Here is a 15,584-nt window from a genome sequence, read left to right as displayed (position 1 = left end):
AATCGTCGACTCTCTTTTATCGGATGACTGACTGTCACTGCGTATGAACAGACAAGCGGTCCAACTGATACTCGTGGCAGCCCTCGTCGCCATCGCCGGCTGTGCCGGTGGGATGGGCGGCACTCCAGAAAGCGATTCGCCGACTGATGACTCGTCCACCACGGACTCGAGCGATGGCGGGATGGGGACGGCCGCGTTCTACGTCAGCGACGACCCAAGCGTGATCGACGATTTCCAGCATCTCAACGTGACGATTACGAAGGTCGGATTCAAGCGAACCGGCGATCTGAGTGACGGCGACTCGAATGAGACCGACAGTAGCGGGAACGAAACTGACGGAGACGACGGAAACGAGTCCGACGATGGCACCGAGTCGACGAACGAAACGGACACCGAGGCGGACGACGGCGCGTCCGACGAGCACTGGGTCGAGCACGATGTCGACAATCGGACGGTCGATCTCACCGAGCTGAAGGGCGCGAACGCGTCCATGATCGACGAGTTCGAGTTGCCGGCCGGCGACTACGAGAAAGTCTTCATCTACGTCAGCGACACCGAGGGAATCCTGACCGACGGGAGCGAGACGAAAGTGAAACTGCCGAGTAACAGGCTCCATATCAACTCGAACTTTACCATCGGGGACGGCGAGCGGGTCGACTTCGTCTACGACATTGCACCCCACAAGGCCGGTAACAGCGGGAAATACATCCTCAAGCCGGTGATCAGTCAGAGCGGAACGGGCGACAAGGTAGAGATCAACGATATCGACAAGGAAGACGAGAGCGAAGCAGCGGACGAGGAAGAAACGGAAGACGAAGAGACGCAAGTGGACGACGAACAGCAGGCCAACGAGACCGACGGGAACGAAACTACTGCGGAGATGGCTCTGCTCCGATAGAATCGGGTCCCAAAATGTGACATCGCACGATAACGCTATTTTTCGAACGAACGGCGATCGTTAAATATTGACGGTAGCCGCCGGTCAGCGCCGGAGCCGTCCGAACAGTTCGTAGTCGCGGTCGGGCGTGTACCGACGGAAGAGCAGGCTGTTCGAGAGGACTGACACCGATGACAGCGCCATCGCGCCGGCCGCGAGCACGGGCTGGAGCAGGCCGAGCGAGGCCAGCGGGATCATCGCCGTGTTGTAGCCCAGCGCCCAGACGAGGTTCTGCTTGATCTTCTGGAGGGTGGCCGCCGAGATCCGGATCGCCTTCACCACGTCCAGCGGATCGTCGCGCATCAGCGTCACGTCCGCAGCCTCGATGGCCACGTCCGTCCCCGAACCGATCGCCGTGCCGACGTACGCGACCGCGAGCGCCGGCGCGTCGTTAACGCCGTCGCCGACCATCATCGCCTTGCGATCCGTCGACTGGATGTCCTCGACGGCGTCGGCCTTGTCCTCGGGGAGGACTCCCGCGCGAACGTTGTCGGGGTCGATTCCGACCCGCTCGGCGACGGCGCGGGCCGTCCGCTCGTTATCGCCGGTGATCAACATCACGTCCAGCCCGCGCTCTCGCAGCGCAGCGACCGCCTCGGCCGAACGCTCCTTGACCGTGTCGGCGTCCGCGACCACGCCCGCGACCGCGCCGTCGACCGCGACCAACATTGCGGTCTTGCCCTCGCCCTCAAGGCGCTCCATCGCCGCTTCGGCGGGCGACGGATCGACTCCCTCGCCCTCAAGCAGTCGGCGGTTGCCGACCAGGACCTCACGGTCGTCGACGGTCGCCCGGACGCCCTGTCCCGGAACGTTCTCGAACGCGTCGGGGTCGGCTCGCTCGAGGCCGCGCTCCTCGGCCCCCTCGACGATGGCCTGCGCGAGCGGGTGTTCGCTGTTGCGCTCGGCGCTGGCGGCGAGGCGCAGCACCGTGTCCTGATCGAGGCCCGCTCGAGTCGCGAGCGCCCCGCCGTCGGCGGCCGGCTCGCCGCCGTCAGCGGCCGGTTCCGTCTCCCCGTCCTCGAGCGCGACCACGTCAGTCAGCGTCATCTCTCCGGTCGTCAGGGTGCCGGTCTTGTCGAAGACGACGGTATCGACATCCTTCGCGCGCTCTAAGATATCACCGCCCTTGAACAGGACGCCGTTTTGGGCACCCAGCGTGGAGCCGACCATCGTCGCCGCAGGCGTGGCGAGGCCGAGCGCACAGGGGCAAGCGATCAGCACCGCGGAGGCGAAGACGACGACCGCGAACTCAAACGTCGACAGCGCGGCCGGACCGCCGCCGACCAGTCCCCACAGGGGGAGTGCGCCCACGACGCCGGCGAGCGTCGTCGGAAAGAGGAACCAGACCAGCCCCCAGAAGATCGCGTTCAGGATAACCGCGGGGACGAAGTACGCCGAGATACGATCCGCAAGGTTCTGAATTTCGGGCTGGCGCGACTGAGCCTCCTTGACGGTTTGGACGATCCCCTGCAGGGCCGTGTCCTCGCCGACCTTCGTCGCCTCGACGGTCAACACGCCGTTCTCGTTGATCGTCGAGCCGATCACCTCGTCGCCGGATTCCTTCTCGACGGGGACGGACTCGCCGGTCACCATCGACTCGTCGACCGCGGACTGGCCGTCGACGACCACGCCGTCGGTCGGGATCTTCTCGCCCGGCCGGACCTTCATCCGGTCACCGACCTCGACGTCCTCGAGGGGCACCTCCTCCTCGTTCCCGTCGTCGTCGACCAGCGTGGCCGTCTCGGCCTCCATCTCGAGCAGCTTCCGCAGGGCCTCACCAGCCTGACCCTTCGAACGGGCCTCTAGTAGGTTACCCAGCGTGATGAACACGAGGATCAACGCGGCGGTGTCGAAGTACATGCTACCGGCCAGCAGTCCCAACAGGACGACGAGGCTGTAGACGTACGCCGTCGACGAGCCCAGCGCGATCAGCACGTCCATGTTGGCGCGCCGGTTGTTCACGAGCGCGTTGTAGGAGTTGACGTAGAACGGGCGGCCCAGCACGAGCTGGACCGGCGTCGCGAGCAGGAACTCGAGCCAGCCAAAGTCGATTCCGAAGACGGTTTCCGGTATGAGCGTCCCACCGAGGAGGAACTTGTCGGCGAGGAAGAGCAGGAACGGGGCCGAGAGAACGGCACCGAAGATCGTCAGGCGGCGCTGTTTTCGCAGCTCCGCCTGTCGGGCCGCGTCGCGGCGCTCCCCCGCCGACTCCTCGTCGCCCTCGTCGCGGACGGGCGCGTAGCCGGCCCCCTCGATCGCCTCGTAGAGGTCGGAGAGCGAGACGTCGTCGGGATTGTATTCGACCGTCGCCTCGTCGGTCGCGTAATTCACGTTGGCGTCGATGACGCCGGGAACGTCCTCGAGCGCCGACTCGTTCGTTTCGGCGCAGTTCGCACAGGACATGTCCGTGATCCCGATCGACCGGCTTGCGCGCTCGGCACTATAGCCGGCCGTCTCGATGGCCTCGTAAATCTCGGCGAGCGATGCCTCCTCGGGGTCGTACTCGACGGTGGCGTCGTCGGTCGCGTAGTTGGCGTTCGCCTCGCTCACGCCGTCGAGGGACTCCAGGGTATCGCCGATCGTCTGCGAACAGTTCGCACAGCTCATGCCCCGAATGTCCAGGTGTGCGGTCCGGGTACTCATTGAGAACTAGTACGGGATCCGACCTTACCCCCTTTACTGGTTACAATCCGAAGTTAAGCGGACTCGTTTCTTTGCGATCGAAGGTCAGACCCCCTCCTCGAGCCGGTCGTACCGCCCTCGGAACCGGCTCGCACAGGAGGGACAGCAGAAGTGGTACACCTCGCCGTCGATCCGGGTCGACTCCCCCTCGCTGTCGACGGTGTTCCCACACTCCGCGCAGGTGAGTGCGAACGCCGTTCCCTCGAGGGAAGGCGTCCACTCCGCGTCATCCACCAGCGTGACGTCGTAGTCGACGCCGTCCGCGTCAGGGAGGAGCCCCTGGAGCCACTCGCGGACCTGTCGCACCTGCGCACGAGCGTAGAACCAGCACTCGCCGTCGGCGGTGACGAACACGTGCTCGACGGCGTCGGCGTCCGCGATGGTCGTTTTGCAGTCGTCGACATCGGCCGCGGGAACGGTCGCCTGCACGAACACAGGGATTCCGGCTCGGAGCTGTGACTGATCCACGTCGACGGTGAATCCCTCGATGACGCCCGCCTCCTCGAGTCGCTCGACGCGGTCCGAGACGGCCGGCCCAGAGAGGCTCACCGCCTCGGCGATTTCGCTGTACGGTCGTCGAGCGTCTTCCCCCAGCAGCCGTAGGATCTCCATGTCGGTCTCGTCGAGGTCGCGCATAGCGCTCGTTGAATCCGGCGATCAAAGAACGTGGCGATTTTTTCTTTGTGTTCGAAAGTACTAGCCGTCTTTGAGCTAGCATTGAAAGTAGTAACGCACAAAGAATAGCCGCCCGTATCGTTTCGTATGAGTCAGACCATTACCGTCGAAGGAATGTCCTGCGAACACTGCGAGCAGACCGTCGGAGACGCGCTCGAGGATGTAGCGGGCGTCGAGTCGGTCGACGTCGATCGTGAGGCGGAACGGGCCACCGTCGAGGGGGATGTGGACACCCAGGTACTCGTCAGCGCGGTCGACGACGCCGGCTACGACGCAACGGCGTAGACGGAACTCGAGCGGCGGATGAACTCGTATTGTAGGCCATTGCCGACCGCTCTTGGAACCGGGATCAGCTTCGTGAGGCTCGTGTGATCGCTCTCTCCGAGAACGTTCGCCATTCGCTCCTTCGAGACGTACACCTGAACGAGACTCGTGACCGTGAGCCCCATGCTGATCGCCCACGCCGCCGTCCAAAGGAACCCGACGCCGATCCGGAGCGACTCGAGGATTCCATCGATAAGTGTCGCCGCCATGCGTAGTAGATCGGATGGATCAGCTATTGCTGTTCTCCTTCGAAAAGCGTTGTCTGATCCGGCCCAGGAACTGATATCCAAAGTGGAATGGGGAGTGTGTATTGCAGAGGGTGGCGTGAAGACCGCTCGTTGGTCTCGTGGCGTCCCAGTACAGGGATCAATGAGGCCACCGATCACGCAAAACGATTCTGTACGTGGACATACTCCGCTGGAAGCAGGTATCGAGTGGTTCAACACGCTCCGAACGGGTGGTTCACTGGTCTCAGTTCAATGATGATCGCATAGTGATTCTAAACGATGGATATCAAAGATATTCCGGATATAGACGCAAGGTTCGAAGGCAGAATCGCATTGAGTACGGAGGTCGTCTCTCTAGATAGAGACGGAACGATCCGTCACTGGTGAGATCTCATGGCAACAGAGACGAACGATACGAGACTCGTCACGATCGTCCTCATTACCCTCGGTGCCCTCGTGGTTCTGCCGATGGTCTTCATGGGGTTCGGAATGATGGGGTTCGGCCCGATGATGGGCGGAATGTGGGGACACGGAGCGTGGGGTGACGGAACGGCACCCGGCTGGATGCCGCTCGTCGCCGTCCTGCTCCAACTCCTGTTCGTCGCCGCCATCATCGGTGGCGGATACCTCCTCTATCGTGCGATTGCCGGGTCGGACGACTCCGATCGGGCGCTCGAGGAACTTCGCGTCACGTACGCTCGTGGCGAAGTGAGCGACGAGGAGTACGAACAGCGGCGAGACGCGCTCGAGCGGGACGGGTGAGGACCGGCGCCCTCGTGTAGAAACGTGATCCGTCGGCGACGACCGGCCGTTCGAACACGGTTCGTGAACGGGGCGTTCGGCCGCCTCGTGCTCGAGTCGATCGAAGCCGAGTCACCGTCACCCGAGGTCCGCGTCCTCGAACCGCCAGTAGCCCACGACGACGGGAACGAGTCCCCACGCGAGCAACACGACGACCGAGAACCAGTCGGCGAGGTAGAACGGAACCTCGCCCGCGATCCGGTTCGAGAGTTCGAGCGTCTCGGCTGACGCGGTAGCCGGGACGTCCTCGAGCGGGAACTCGGGGACCGCGTCCACCCGCTCGTCGAGGACGGCACCGGTGAGGACGCGATACGCCTCGATCGGGTTGAGTCGCTTGAGGACGAAGTACCAGGTCTCGGCCCGAATCCCCGGCAGTGAACCGGTAGCCGCGTAGTATATCCCGACGATTACCGGTTTCCAGAAGAACACCATTCCCACGAACGACCCGATGGTGAGCGTCCGCGCTCGTCCCTGGGTCGACGCGGCGGCCGACCCGCCGACTGCGAGGGCCGTGAACGTCAGCCCGAGCAGGACGCCGGTGGCCACGAACCCGGCGAACGTCGCGACGTCGGGGACGCCGTACAGCGCCACGACGAGGACGCTGGCCACGGCGAATCCGATAGTCAGCGCCGTCCCGGTAACGAGCAGTCGGCCGGCGAGTTTGCCGGCGACCACGTCGCCCCTGGAGAACGGATAGCTCAGCAGCACTCGCAGGCTCCCGGACCGGCGCTCGCCGACCACGGACATGTAGCCGGCGACCAGCGCGATACCCGGGACGAACAGTTGCGCGAGCATCGCGACGCCCGAAAGGGCCATCGCGGCGCCGACGGTCACGGGCTCCGGGAAGAGCTGTTCGGCCGAGAGCAGCGACATCACCAAGAACGCGACGAAGACGAAGACGAGCCCCCAGAGCAGCCTCGAGCGCGCGGCATCCTCGAAGTCCTTCCGGGCGACGTCTCGCCAGGAGACCGTCACGGTACCACCTCCGTGACGACGGCGGGGTCATTCACCGGTGATTCGGTACCGTCGCCGTCCGTCGTGTACGCCGTGAACACGTCCTCGAGGGACGCTTCCTCGGAGTCGATGTCGAGGATATCGACGCCGGCGTTCGTCAGTCGGGTCACGACCCGCGCTTTCGCACGCGAATCCGAACACGCGACCCGGAGGAGACCGTCCGCCAGCCGAACCGAATCGACCCCCTCGATATCGGTGATAGTGACATCGATGTCGCCGGTCACGCGCAGGCGCAGTTCCGAGCCAGCACCGACGGTTCTCCGCAGTCCCTCGACGGTATCGACGGCCACTAACTCGCCCGCCGACAGGATGCCGACGCGGTCACAGACCGCCTCGACCTGGCCGAGAACGTGGCTCGAGAAGAACACCGTCGTCCCGTCTGCGGCCTCCTCGCGGACCAGTTCCCGCATCCGACGAATCCCGTGCGGATCGAGCCCCGAAGAGGGCTCGTCGAGGACGAGCAGGTCGGGATCGCCGACCAGTGCCATCCCCAGCGCGAGGCGCTGTTGCATCCCCTTCGAGTAGTCGCCGACCGACCGGGTGGCGTCGCGTTCGTCCAGTCCGACGCGGTCCAGTATCGCGTCGGGATCGTCGTCGGCGTCCGCCCACTCGATCGCGAACTCGAGGTGTCGGCGGCCAGTCAGGCGGTCATAGAGACTCATTCCCTCCGGAAGCACGCCGATTCGCTCGCGAAGCGTCTCCGACTCCTCGCGGACGTCCATGCCGAGTACCGTCGCGGTTCCCTCGGTCGGGCGCACGTAGTCCAGCAGCATGTCGATGGTCGTCGACTTCCCGGCCCCGTTCGGCCCGAGGAAGCCGAACACGTCTCCCTCCGCGACGCGCAGATCGAGGCCGTCGACGGCGACGACGTCGTCGCCGAAGCGCTTGGTGAGGTTATCTGTCTGAATCGCAGGCATCACCGCACGATACCGGCGCGGAACGCAAGGGCCGTTCTCCGAGTATACTGGGACGGTTTATCTACCCGCTCGAGCAACCGTCGGCCTTCGGTCCGGTAGCCGTGGAGACTGGTACAGGAAGTGACCGGTGGATAGCACTTTATTCGATAACCGTCTGATGACACCTAGAGCCATGCGAGAAGCCCACGTGCGGATCAACGACCCGGCGTTCGATCGGATGGGCATCGCGGAGCTCGTCTCGCTCTCTCGCAAGGCGGGGGTGCTGGGGTTCGAGGAACTCGCGTGTCACGGGACCGGTGCGATCGTACAGGTCGCGGTGGAGACGCCGATCGACGGGGACCGACTGTCCGACCTCGAGTACGTCGACTGGTGGGAGCGGATCACCGACTCGGAGAGCGACCACCGCTACGTGATCGCGTTTACCGCACCGGAGCTCCCCGAGAGCCTCGCGGAGCGGGCGGACGATCTGGTCGGCACCTGCAAGCCTGACGTGACCGATCGGGGTGCCACCCTGTCGCTGGTCGGGTTACAGGAGACGATTTCCGGAACCGTCGAGGAGTACGAGACGGCCGGTTTTTCGCCGGATATACGGAAATTCGGGTCGTACGACGGCCGCGACCACCCGTTGGACGAACTGACCGAGCGGCAACGCGAGGCGGTCCGGACGGCCTACGAAATGGGGTACTACGAGGTGCCGCGAACGGTGACGACCGCGGACGTCGCCGCCGAACTCGACGTCGATCCGTCGACGATCGCCGAGCACCTCCAGCGGGCCGAGCGGAACCTGTTGGGCCAGCACCTGTGAACGGAAACGGTGCAAATCGAGATCGACGCCGGTCGTCCGAGTGGTCGGTCACGCGACGAGTTCGGCCGCCAGTTCCGTGGCACCCGCGAGCGGCATCGCGACGGTCGCCGCCGGAACGGTCGTCGACCACCGTTCGTACGCCTCGGGATCCGGGAACGCCCTGACGTATGGACAGATCGCAGCGTAGATAGTCGAATGCGACGGTTCGTCGTCCGGCGGCAGCGCCACGGTTTCGTCGACACCGACGGAAAACACCGCCGTTTCAGGGGTGGCTGTAAGCTCAGTCGTTCCCACAGCGCGCGCTTCGATTACCGCTCCGCCCGGGCTTTCGGTTCGAATCGCGACCGGTGTCTCCGCGAGCGCCGACAGAATCACGGCGTCGTAGAAACACCGGAAATAGTAGCGCTCTCCGTCCGTCTCGCCCCGGTGCGCCGTCTCCTCGTCGGCGTGGCACAGGTCGTCGACCGCGATCGGGCCGCCGCCGGTTCGGCGACGGATCTCGGTGCACCACTCGTCCAGCGTTTCGATCGCCTCCTCGCCGAGGAGCCGACCAAACGCAGCTTGGACATCGCTCGGGAGCGGTGCCTCGAGAACCGGTGTCTCCGGTATCCACCGATCGGAAGTCGATTCGGGTTCGTCCGCCTGTCCGTCGGTGGCGCTGTCGCAGGGGCACGGATCGTCTCCCATACTGTCCCGTCGAATGGCCACGGCTATCGGCTCGACTCCCAAATTACTGGGACCGTTTAGATGAGCGAGCGAGAACCGTACGGACGGTCGACGGGATCCAGTCATCGGATCAGTCCGCCGGTCGCGGCTCCCGCTGCGCGGAGACGCCCGGTAGGCTCGGGACCGAGAGATCGACGCGCCGGAGGAACTGTGCGTTGATCGCGACGATTACCGTGCTGAGCGACATGAGCAGCGCGCCGACGGCCGGCGAGAGGAGGATACCGATCGGTGCGAGGATCCCGGCCGCCAACGGGAGCGCGAAGACGTTGTAGCCCGCGGCCCAGACGAGGTTCTGTTGCATCTTCCGGTAGCTCGCCTGACTCAGTTTCACAAGTCGAACCACGTCCATTGGATTGTTCTTGACGAGGATGATGTCCGCCGACTGGACGGCGACGTCCGTCCCACTCCCGATCGCGATCCCGATATCGGCCCGGGTGAGCGCCGGCGCGTCGTTGACGCCGTCGCCGACCATCGCGACCGACTTGCCCTGCGCCTGGAGCTCCGTAATCTTCTCGTCCTTGTCCTCGGGCAACACCTCTGCGAACACCGTATCGATCCCGAGATCGGTCGCAACCGCTCGAGCCACATCCTCGGAATCGCCGGTCAGCATCGCCACCTCGAGGCCGAGTTCGTGAAGCGCGTCGACGACCCGGTAGCTCTCCTCGCGGATGACGTCCGCGAGTGCGAACGCGGCGACTGGGGTCCCCTCACGGACAAGGTAGACGACGGTTTGTGCGTTCTCGCCGGCTCGATCGGCGAATCGCTCGAGTTCCGCTGGCACGCCGCCCTCGAGTTCCGAGAGCAGGTTCGGACCGCCGACGTGTACCCGCTCGCCATCCACTGTCGCGCGAACCCCGCGCCCCTTTAGCGCCTCAAACTCCGTGGCGGATCCCCTCGAGATGCCGCGCCCGTCGGCCGCTTCGCGAACCGCTCGAGCGATCATGTGTTCGGAGTCGCCCTCGACGGTCGCGGCGAGCCGCAGGGCGTCTTCCTCGGAGACATCGCCGACGGTCTCGATATCGACCACGCCCTGCTCGCCCTCGGTGAGCGTTCCGGTCTTGTCGAAGACGACCGTATCGAGGGTTCGGGCCCGCTCCATCGCGATGCGATCACGGACGAGCATCCCGTTGCGCGCGGCCAGCGAGGTGTTGATCGCGACGACGAGCGGAATGGCCAGTCCGAGCGCGTGCGGACAGGCGATGACGAGGACGGTAACGACCCGTTCGATCACCGTCGAATCGAATCCCACCGCGATCGTCCACGCGACGGCCGTGACGACGGCCGCGCCGAGGGCGACGTAGAACAGCCAGCCTGCGGCGCGATCCGCTAGCGCCTGCGTTTTCGATTCGCTCGACTGGGCCTCCTCGACCAGGCGCATGATGCCGGCGAGTGTCGTCTCCTCGCCCGTCGCGCTGATCCGCACCCGGAGGCTGCCGTCCCCGTTTACCGTCCCGCCGATCACCTCGTCTGTGGGACCCTTCGAGACGGGCGTCGATTCGCCGGTGATCATCGACTCGTTGACGTCCGACTCGCCCTCCTCGACGACGCCGTCCGCCGGCACGCTCGCGCCGGGCCGAACGAGGACGAGATCCCCTTCCTCGAGGTCGCTCGCGGGAACTTCTTCGGTCTCGCCATCGCTCGTAATCCGCTCGGCGGTATCCGGCATCAGCTTCGCCAGTTCGTCCAGCGCACTCGAGGCCCGCCGGACCGAGCGCATCTCGATCCAGTGACCCAGCAGCATGATGTCGATCAGCGTCACGAGTTCCCAGAAGAACGCCGACTCGGTCGGGACGGCGAGGCTCGCGAGACTGTAGACGAACGCGACGGTGATCGCCATCGAGATGAGCGTCATCATCCCCGGCGCGCGCTCTCGCAGTTCCGGGGCGGCCATCCGGAGGAACGGAACGCCACCGTAGGCGAAGACGATCACCGCGAAGACGGGGGTGAGCCACTCGCTACCGGGGAACGCCGGCACCGAGAAGTCGAGCCACGTCTGGAGCGTCTCGCTGTAGAGAAGGACGGGAATCGAGAGCAGCGTCGAGACGAAAAATCGCCGCCGGAACATCGTTTCGTGGCCGGCGTGCATGCCGCCACCGTGGTCGTGACCGCCATCGCCGTGATCGCGACCGCCATCGCCGTGATCATGACCGCCACCGCCCTGAGCGTCGTCAGCACCGCGGCCACCCTGACCCCCGTCGTCGCCGTGCTCACCGTGTCCGGCGTGGTCCCCTTCGCGCTCCTGTCGGTCACGGATCTCGTCTCTGCCCCGTTCGGCGTCGTCGGCCTCGTCCTCGAGCAGCGATTCCTCGACTCGGTCCGACCGCTCACCGTTGTCTCGGTCGGTATCGGCCGGCTCCGGATCGTCTTCGGTTCGGCGGTCGTGGTCGTCCATCGGTCGGTTCTCGACCAACTCTATGCGGTCGCGCATCAAGGAAGTGGGGCTGGCTACTCCCGGGGGAACGGTTGTGAGTCGGCCGTCGGTCGGATGAAAAGACAATTCCCGCCCCGCCGCCAAGACGCCACCATATGCGAATCGCCGTTCCCAACAAGGGCCGCCTGCACGAGCCGACGATCGACCTCCTCGAGCGGGCGGGGCTCCATCTCGAGAACGGAGCGGACCGAAAGCTCTACGCGGACACCGTCGACCCCGACGTGACCGTATTGTTCGCTCGTGCGGCCGATATCCCGGAGTACGTCTCCGACGGCGCGGCCGATCTGGGTATCACGGGCTTCGATCAGGTGCAGGAGGCACGCGTAGACAACGTCTCGGAGCTGCTCGATCTCGAGTTCGGGCGCTGCCGACTCGTCCTCGCGGCTCCCGAGGACGGCGATATCGAGCGACTCGAGGATCTGGCGGGCAAGACGGTCGCCACCGAGTTCCCGAACATCACCGAGGACTTCTTCGCCGATACCGGCGTTGAGCCGGATATCGTCGAGGTTTCGGGCGCGACGGAACTCACGCCCCACGTCGAGATGGCCGACGCCATCGTCGACATCACGAGTACCGGAACGACGCTGAAGATGAACCGGCTGGCTATCGTCGACGAGGTGCTCTCGAGTTCCGTCCGGCTGTTCGGTCGCGACGACGTGCTCGACGAACCCAAGATCGACGAGGTCAGGACCGCTCTCTCCTCGGTCAAGCAGGCCGAGGGCAAACGGTACCTGATGATGAACGTGCCTCGAGACCGACTCGAGGACGTCCGCGACGTCATCCCGGGGCTGGGCGGGCCGACGATCATGGACATCGCCGACGAAAACGACGATGAGGCGACCGTTGCTGTCCACGCCGTCGTCGACGAGCGAAACGTCTTCGAGACGATCACCGAGGTCAAAAACGCCGGCGCGAGCGATATTTTGGTGACCGAGATCGAGCGACTGGTCGAGTAGTCCGGTCGGTCGTGACTCGAGTGGCTGGGTACGCCGGGACTCGAGCACCGGATCGGCCCGAGTCCGGGCTACTCGAGTCGGGCGGCGATCGGTCGCTCGAGCGAGTCGAACTCGAGAAGAGAGTCGAATGCGGCGCAGTTCGCCGCCGGGCCGACAAGGCCCCGCACCCGATCGAAGCGCACGATATCGTGTTCCTCGAGCAGCGGGAGGTGGGTTTCACGGAGCGACGTGTGGATCCGCTGGCGCAGTTGGTGGATCGTCGTCCCGACCGTCGGGTCGCGTTCGGCATCGGCGAGCCGGCCGACGAGCGTTCGGAGGGGGATCGGATCGTCGGTCGCGAGCACGCAGCGAAGAATTTCACACCGACGGTCGCTGTCGACGACGCGGGAGATCGTCTCCCGCGGGAGGGGACGACGACCGAGCGCACCGTCGTTGCCGAGGCGAAACCGATCCGAAGCAGTCGGCGTTGGATCAGGGTGGATCGTCATTGGCACGAGAAAGTCAGGGACGGCACATTGGATAAACGCGACCGGTCGTTTCGACGAGTGTGACTCGATTCAGGCCAGTCGGGCCCGCTGTGGCCGGAATGAACGGTCGATAATCCGGCCAAAGCGGCGACGAGTCAGGTGCCCGGCACGGGAACTCGAGACGATTCGGAAACGGAGCGATCCCCAGAACGCGAGTAATATGTCACTACCGGCTGGCGGTGAACGGAATCAGTCTGTAGAATGCAGATTCGAGACGATATCGCACGGACATTCACCGACGAGACGGCTGTGAGACGGACCGGTGTACGTTCGTTCCGAAGCAGCCGCGAACCGTCTTGTGATTGCTCCGGGACATCGGTATAGCGGACCGATGAACGGACGGCAACTGGTGGCGACACCGGCTCGAGCGAAATCTGACAGCGTTACTCGAGCAGGCCGAGGTCCTCGAGCCGAGAGACGATCTTGTCGACCGCGTGTTCGGCGTCGACGGGCTTTTTCCCGCCGGTAATAACGAGTTTCCCGGAGCCAAAGAGCAGGGCGACGACCTCGGGGTCGTCGAGTCGGTAGACGAGACCGGGGAACTGCTCGGGCTCGTACTCGATGTTCTCGAGGCCCAGCCCGATGGCGATCGCGTTCAGGTTGAGGTTCCGGCCCAGATCGGCCGAGGTGACGATGTTCTGGACGACGATCTCGGGGTCTTCGTTGACCTGGATCTGGAGTTCACGGAGCTTGTCGAAGACGATTCGCAGGCTCTCGTGGACGTCGTCGGTGCTTTTCGCGCCGGTACAGACGATCTTTCCCGATCGGAAGATCAGGGCGGCGGATTTGGGATTCTGGGTTCGGTAGACGAGACCGGGGAACTGCTCGGGGTCGTAGTCGGCCCCCTCGAGGTCCATTGCGACGCTCTGGAGGTCGAGTTCCTGCCCGATGCCGGTCGACGCCACCACGTTTTCGATATTGATGGTGTCCTTCGGATCCGTCATTAGTCGCTTAAAAGGACGTATTTAAGATTTATAAAGGTTGGTACCGCCACCTGATATATCCGGTACATCCGACTGAAATCGATCCGAGACCGTCGCCGGGTCGCGGTTGTTCACACGACCGGTAGTATCGATCCGTGACTGACCAAACCACGTGCGGTGGCGCGCGCTGGGTCGCGGTTCGCCGTCAACGGCGAACCACGGCGGGAACATGCGCGAGGGATGAGTGAGCGAGCCTGCGAGCGAACGAATCGGCTGGGGAGGGCGTGGCGATTCCCTGGTGCCACGATAGCAGGACGCTCGTTTTCGACAGAATTCGTCCTCGAGCCCGCAGTGGAGGGTGCGAGACGAACGGACGAGCACCCCGTGAGTGAGTCGCGAAAAACGGCAGCCTCATACTCGAGGCGCGGCGACAGTCGTCCGTGTACCTGCTCGAGTTCGGCGGCGAGGACGACGCGTTCGCGGCCCGCGAAGCCGGGAGCGCCGCGACCGGCGTGGAGGGAATCGCACCGGGACTCGCCGTCGCACACACAGTCGTCCCCGAGCGCGTCCGCGGCCTCGCCTACACCCACCGCGCGAGCGACCTCCTCGGACGGGGCGACGCCGACCTCGAGAGCGCTCGCGCGATCCTCGAGGCCGCCGCGATCGACCGGGAGGGATCGGTCGCGGTACGCGCGACGGACGTCCACGGCTCGAGCGGCGTGAGCACCGAAACGGCGGAACGCGAACTCGGCCAAATCCTGGTCGACCGGGGCTTTTCGGTGGATCTCGAGGATCCCGACCACCTCCTGCGCGTCGCGTTTTCGGAAGGGACGCTCGAGGCCGACGGGGACGACGGCGTGCTCGAGCCCCTCGAGGGCGACGGGACCGGTGACGCCGACGGCGAGCGGGTCTCCGTCTGCGCGCTCGGCTGGCTCGCGGCCGAGAGCGTCCGCGATTTCGGCGCTCGCGCGCCAACGGACAAACCCTTCTTCCAACCCGGTAGCATGGATCCGCTGCTCGCGCGGGCCGTGGCGAACGTCGCCGGCGCTCGGCCGGGCGCGACGATTCTGGATCCGATGTGTGGCACCGGCGGCGTGCTCGTCGAGGCGGGCCTCGTCGGCGCGGACGTGATCGGTACCGACGCGCAGGCGAAGATGGCCGAGGGCGCACGGACAAATTTGGAGCACTTCCTCGAGCGCGACGAGCCCTCGCCGACCGGTGTATCGCGCGGGTCGTGGCACGTGGGTCGGGGCGACGCGACCCGACTGCCGCTGGCCGACGACGCGGTCGACGGCGTCGTCTTCGACGCCCCCTACGGGCGTCAGTCGAAGATCGAAACGCATCGGCTCGCGGACCTCGTCGCCGGCGCGCTCGAGGAAGCCCGCCGGGTGGCTCCGCGAGCGGTCGTGGTCGCCGATCGATCGTGGGCTGGCGAGGCGCGGGCGGCCGGTTGGGAACTCGAGTCTACGTTCGAGCGCCGGGTCCACCGGTCGCTGACGCGATACGTGATGGTGCTCGAGCGACGAACACCATACGTCAGTTCCGTCGAATGAACGGGACCGACTGGTGAGATGAGCCCCCTGCTATCGTGGCAACACGGGATCGCCACACCCTCCCCAGCCGATTCGTTCGCTCGCAG

The 15,584-nt window shown here is 65.1% G+C and carries 14 protein-coding genes and 1 pseudogene; 6 read left to right on the top strand and 9 right to left on the bottom strand.

All coding sequences use genetic code 11. The features are described 5' to 3' along the window. Positions 1-43 precede the first annotated feature (43 nt). The gene (locus ACEWFR_RS17330) at positions 44-898 is read left to right on the top strand and encodes a DUF4382 domain-containing protein (protein WP_374062228.1); all 855 of its coding nucleotides are present in this window, start codon (positions 44-46) and stop codon (positions 896-898) included. An 84-nt stretch (positions 899-982) separates the two neighbouring features. Here the strand turns inward: ACEWFR_RS17330 and ACEWFR_RS17325 are convergent, their stop codons facing one another. Both ACEWFR_RS17325 and ACEWFR_RS17320 read right to left on the bottom strand, forming a co-directional pair. Next, a complete protein-coding gene (locus ACEWFR_RS17325) occupies positions 983-3,580 on the bottom strand; it encodes a heavy metal translocating P-type ATPase (RefSeq protein WP_374062227.1) in 2,598 nt (865 codons plus the stop codon). An 84-nt stretch (positions 3,581-3,664) separates the two neighbouring features. Then, on the bottom strand, positions 3,665-4,255 hold the full coding sequence (locus tag ACEWFR_RS17320; protein WP_374062226.1) for an AsnC family transcriptional regulator: 591 nt from the start codon (positions 4,253-4,255) through the stop codon (positions 3,665-3,667). A 126-nt stretch (positions 4,256-4,381) separates the two neighbouring features. On the opposite strand from ACEWFR_RS17320, the gene ACEWFR_RS17315 reads away from it, so the two are divergent. Further along, positions 4,382-4,579 carry a heavy-metal-associated domain-containing protein gene (locus ACEWFR_RS17315; protein ID WP_098725130.1) on the top strand — a complete coding sequence of 66 codons (198 nt, stop codon included), beginning with the start codon at positions 4,382-4,384 and terminating at the stop codon, positions 4,577-4,579. 68 nt (positions 4,580-4,647) lie between these two features. On the opposite strand, the pseudogene ACEWFR_RS17310 reads toward ACEWFR_RS17315, so the two are convergent. Further along, positions 4,648-4,827 (bottom strand): annotated as a pseudogene (locus ACEWFR_RS17310) (metal ion permease); the annotation flags it as partial. A gap of 411 nt (positions 4,828-5,238) precedes the next feature. Between ACEWFR_RS17310 and ACEWFR_RS17305 the strand changes: the two are divergent. Next, positions 5,239-5,607: an SHOCT domain-containing protein gene (locus ACEWFR_RS17305; protein ID WP_374062225.1), complete on the top strand. Its 369-nt coding sequence runs from the start codon at positions 5,239-5,241 to the stop codon at positions 5,605-5,607. Positions 5,608-5,724: 117 nt separating this feature from the next. On the opposite strand, the gene ACEWFR_RS17300 is transcribed toward ACEWFR_RS17305, so the two are convergent. Together ACEWFR_RS17300 and ACEWFR_RS17295 are read right to left on the bottom strand one after the other, a co-directional pair. Continuing rightward, the gene (locus ACEWFR_RS17300; protein WP_374062224.1) at positions 5,725-6,621 is read right to left on the bottom strand and encodes an ABC transporter permease subunit; all 897 of its coding nucleotides are present in this window, start codon (positions 6,619-6,621) and stop codon (positions 5,725-5,727) included. Then, positions 6,618-7,577, bottom strand: coding sequence for an ABC transporter ATP-binding protein (locus tag ACEWFR_RS17295; protein WP_098725127.1), 960 nt, complete (start codon positions 7,575-7,577; stop codon positions 6,618-6,620). Before ACEWFR_RS17295 ends, ACEWFR_RS17300 begins: the two co-directional genes overlap by 4 nt. A gap of 172 nt (positions 7,578-7,749) precedes the next feature. Here ACEWFR_RS17295 and ACEWFR_RS17290 point away from each other — a divergent pair, with 172 nt between their 5' ends. Beyond that, a complete protein-coding gene (locus tag ACEWFR_RS17290) occupies positions 7,750-8,382 on the top strand; it encodes a helix-turn-helix domain-containing protein (RefSeq protein ID WP_374062223.1) in 633 nt (210 codons plus the stop codon). A 48-nt stretch (positions 8,383-8,430) separates the two neighbouring features. On the opposite strand, the gene merB is transcribed toward ACEWFR_RS17290, so the two are convergent. Together merB and ACEWFR_RS17280 are read right to left on the bottom strand one after the other, a co-directional pair. After that, the gene (merB, locus tag ACEWFR_RS17285) at positions 8,431-9,069 is read right to left on the bottom strand and encodes an organomercurial lyase (RefSeq protein WP_374062222.1); all 639 of its coding nucleotides are present in this window, start codon (positions 9,067-9,069) and stop codon (positions 8,431-8,433) included. 109 nt (positions 9,070-9,178) lie between these two features. Next, a complete protein-coding gene (locus ACEWFR_RS17280) occupies positions 9,179-11,536 on the bottom strand; it encodes a copper-translocating P-type ATPase (RefSeq protein WP_374062221.1) in 2,358 nt (785 codons plus the stop codon). A 98-nt stretch (positions 11,537-11,634) separates the two neighbouring features. On the opposite strand from ACEWFR_RS17280, the gene hisG reads away from it, so the two are divergent. Further along, on the top strand, positions 11,635-12,495 hold the full coding sequence (hisG, locus tag ACEWFR_RS17275; RefSeq protein WP_374062220.1) for an ATP phosphoribosyltransferase: 861 nt from the start codon (positions 11,635-11,637) through the stop codon (positions 12,493-12,495). 68 nt (positions 12,496-12,563) lie between these two features. Here the strand turns inward: hisG and ACEWFR_RS17270 are convergent, their stop codons facing one another. Together ACEWFR_RS17270 and ACEWFR_RS17265 are read right to left on the bottom strand one after the other, a co-directional pair. Beyond that, positions 12,564-12,983 (bottom strand): hypothetical protein, encoded by a 420-nt coding sequence (locus ACEWFR_RS17270; RefSeq protein WP_374062272.1) that lies wholly within the window; start codon positions 12,981-12,983, stop codon positions 12,564-12,566. Positions 12,984-13,405: 422 nt separating this feature from the next. Continuing rightward, positions 13,406-13,966 (bottom strand): TATA-box-binding protein, encoded by a 561-nt coding sequence (locus ACEWFR_RS17265; RefSeq protein WP_006092636.1) that lies wholly within the window; start codon positions 13,964-13,966, stop codon positions 13,406-13,408. 419 nt (positions 13,967-14,385) lie between these two features. On the opposite strand from ACEWFR_RS17265, the gene ACEWFR_RS17260 reads away from it, so the two are divergent. Then, positions 14,386-15,498: a methyltransferase domain-containing protein gene (locus tag ACEWFR_RS17260; protein ID WP_374062219.1), complete on the top strand. Its 1,113-nt coding sequence runs from the start codon at positions 14,386-14,388 to the stop codon at positions 15,496-15,498. Positions 15,499-15,584 lie beyond the last annotated feature (86 nt).

The organism is Natrinema sp. H-ect4 (assembly GCF_041894845.1).
Taxonomy (GTDB): domain Archaea; phylum Halobacteriota; class Halobacteria; order Halobacteriales; family Natrialbaceae; genus Natrinema.
The sequence above is the reverse complement of the archived record's forward strand: the minus strand, read 5'-3'. Positions and strand labels throughout refer to the sequence as shown.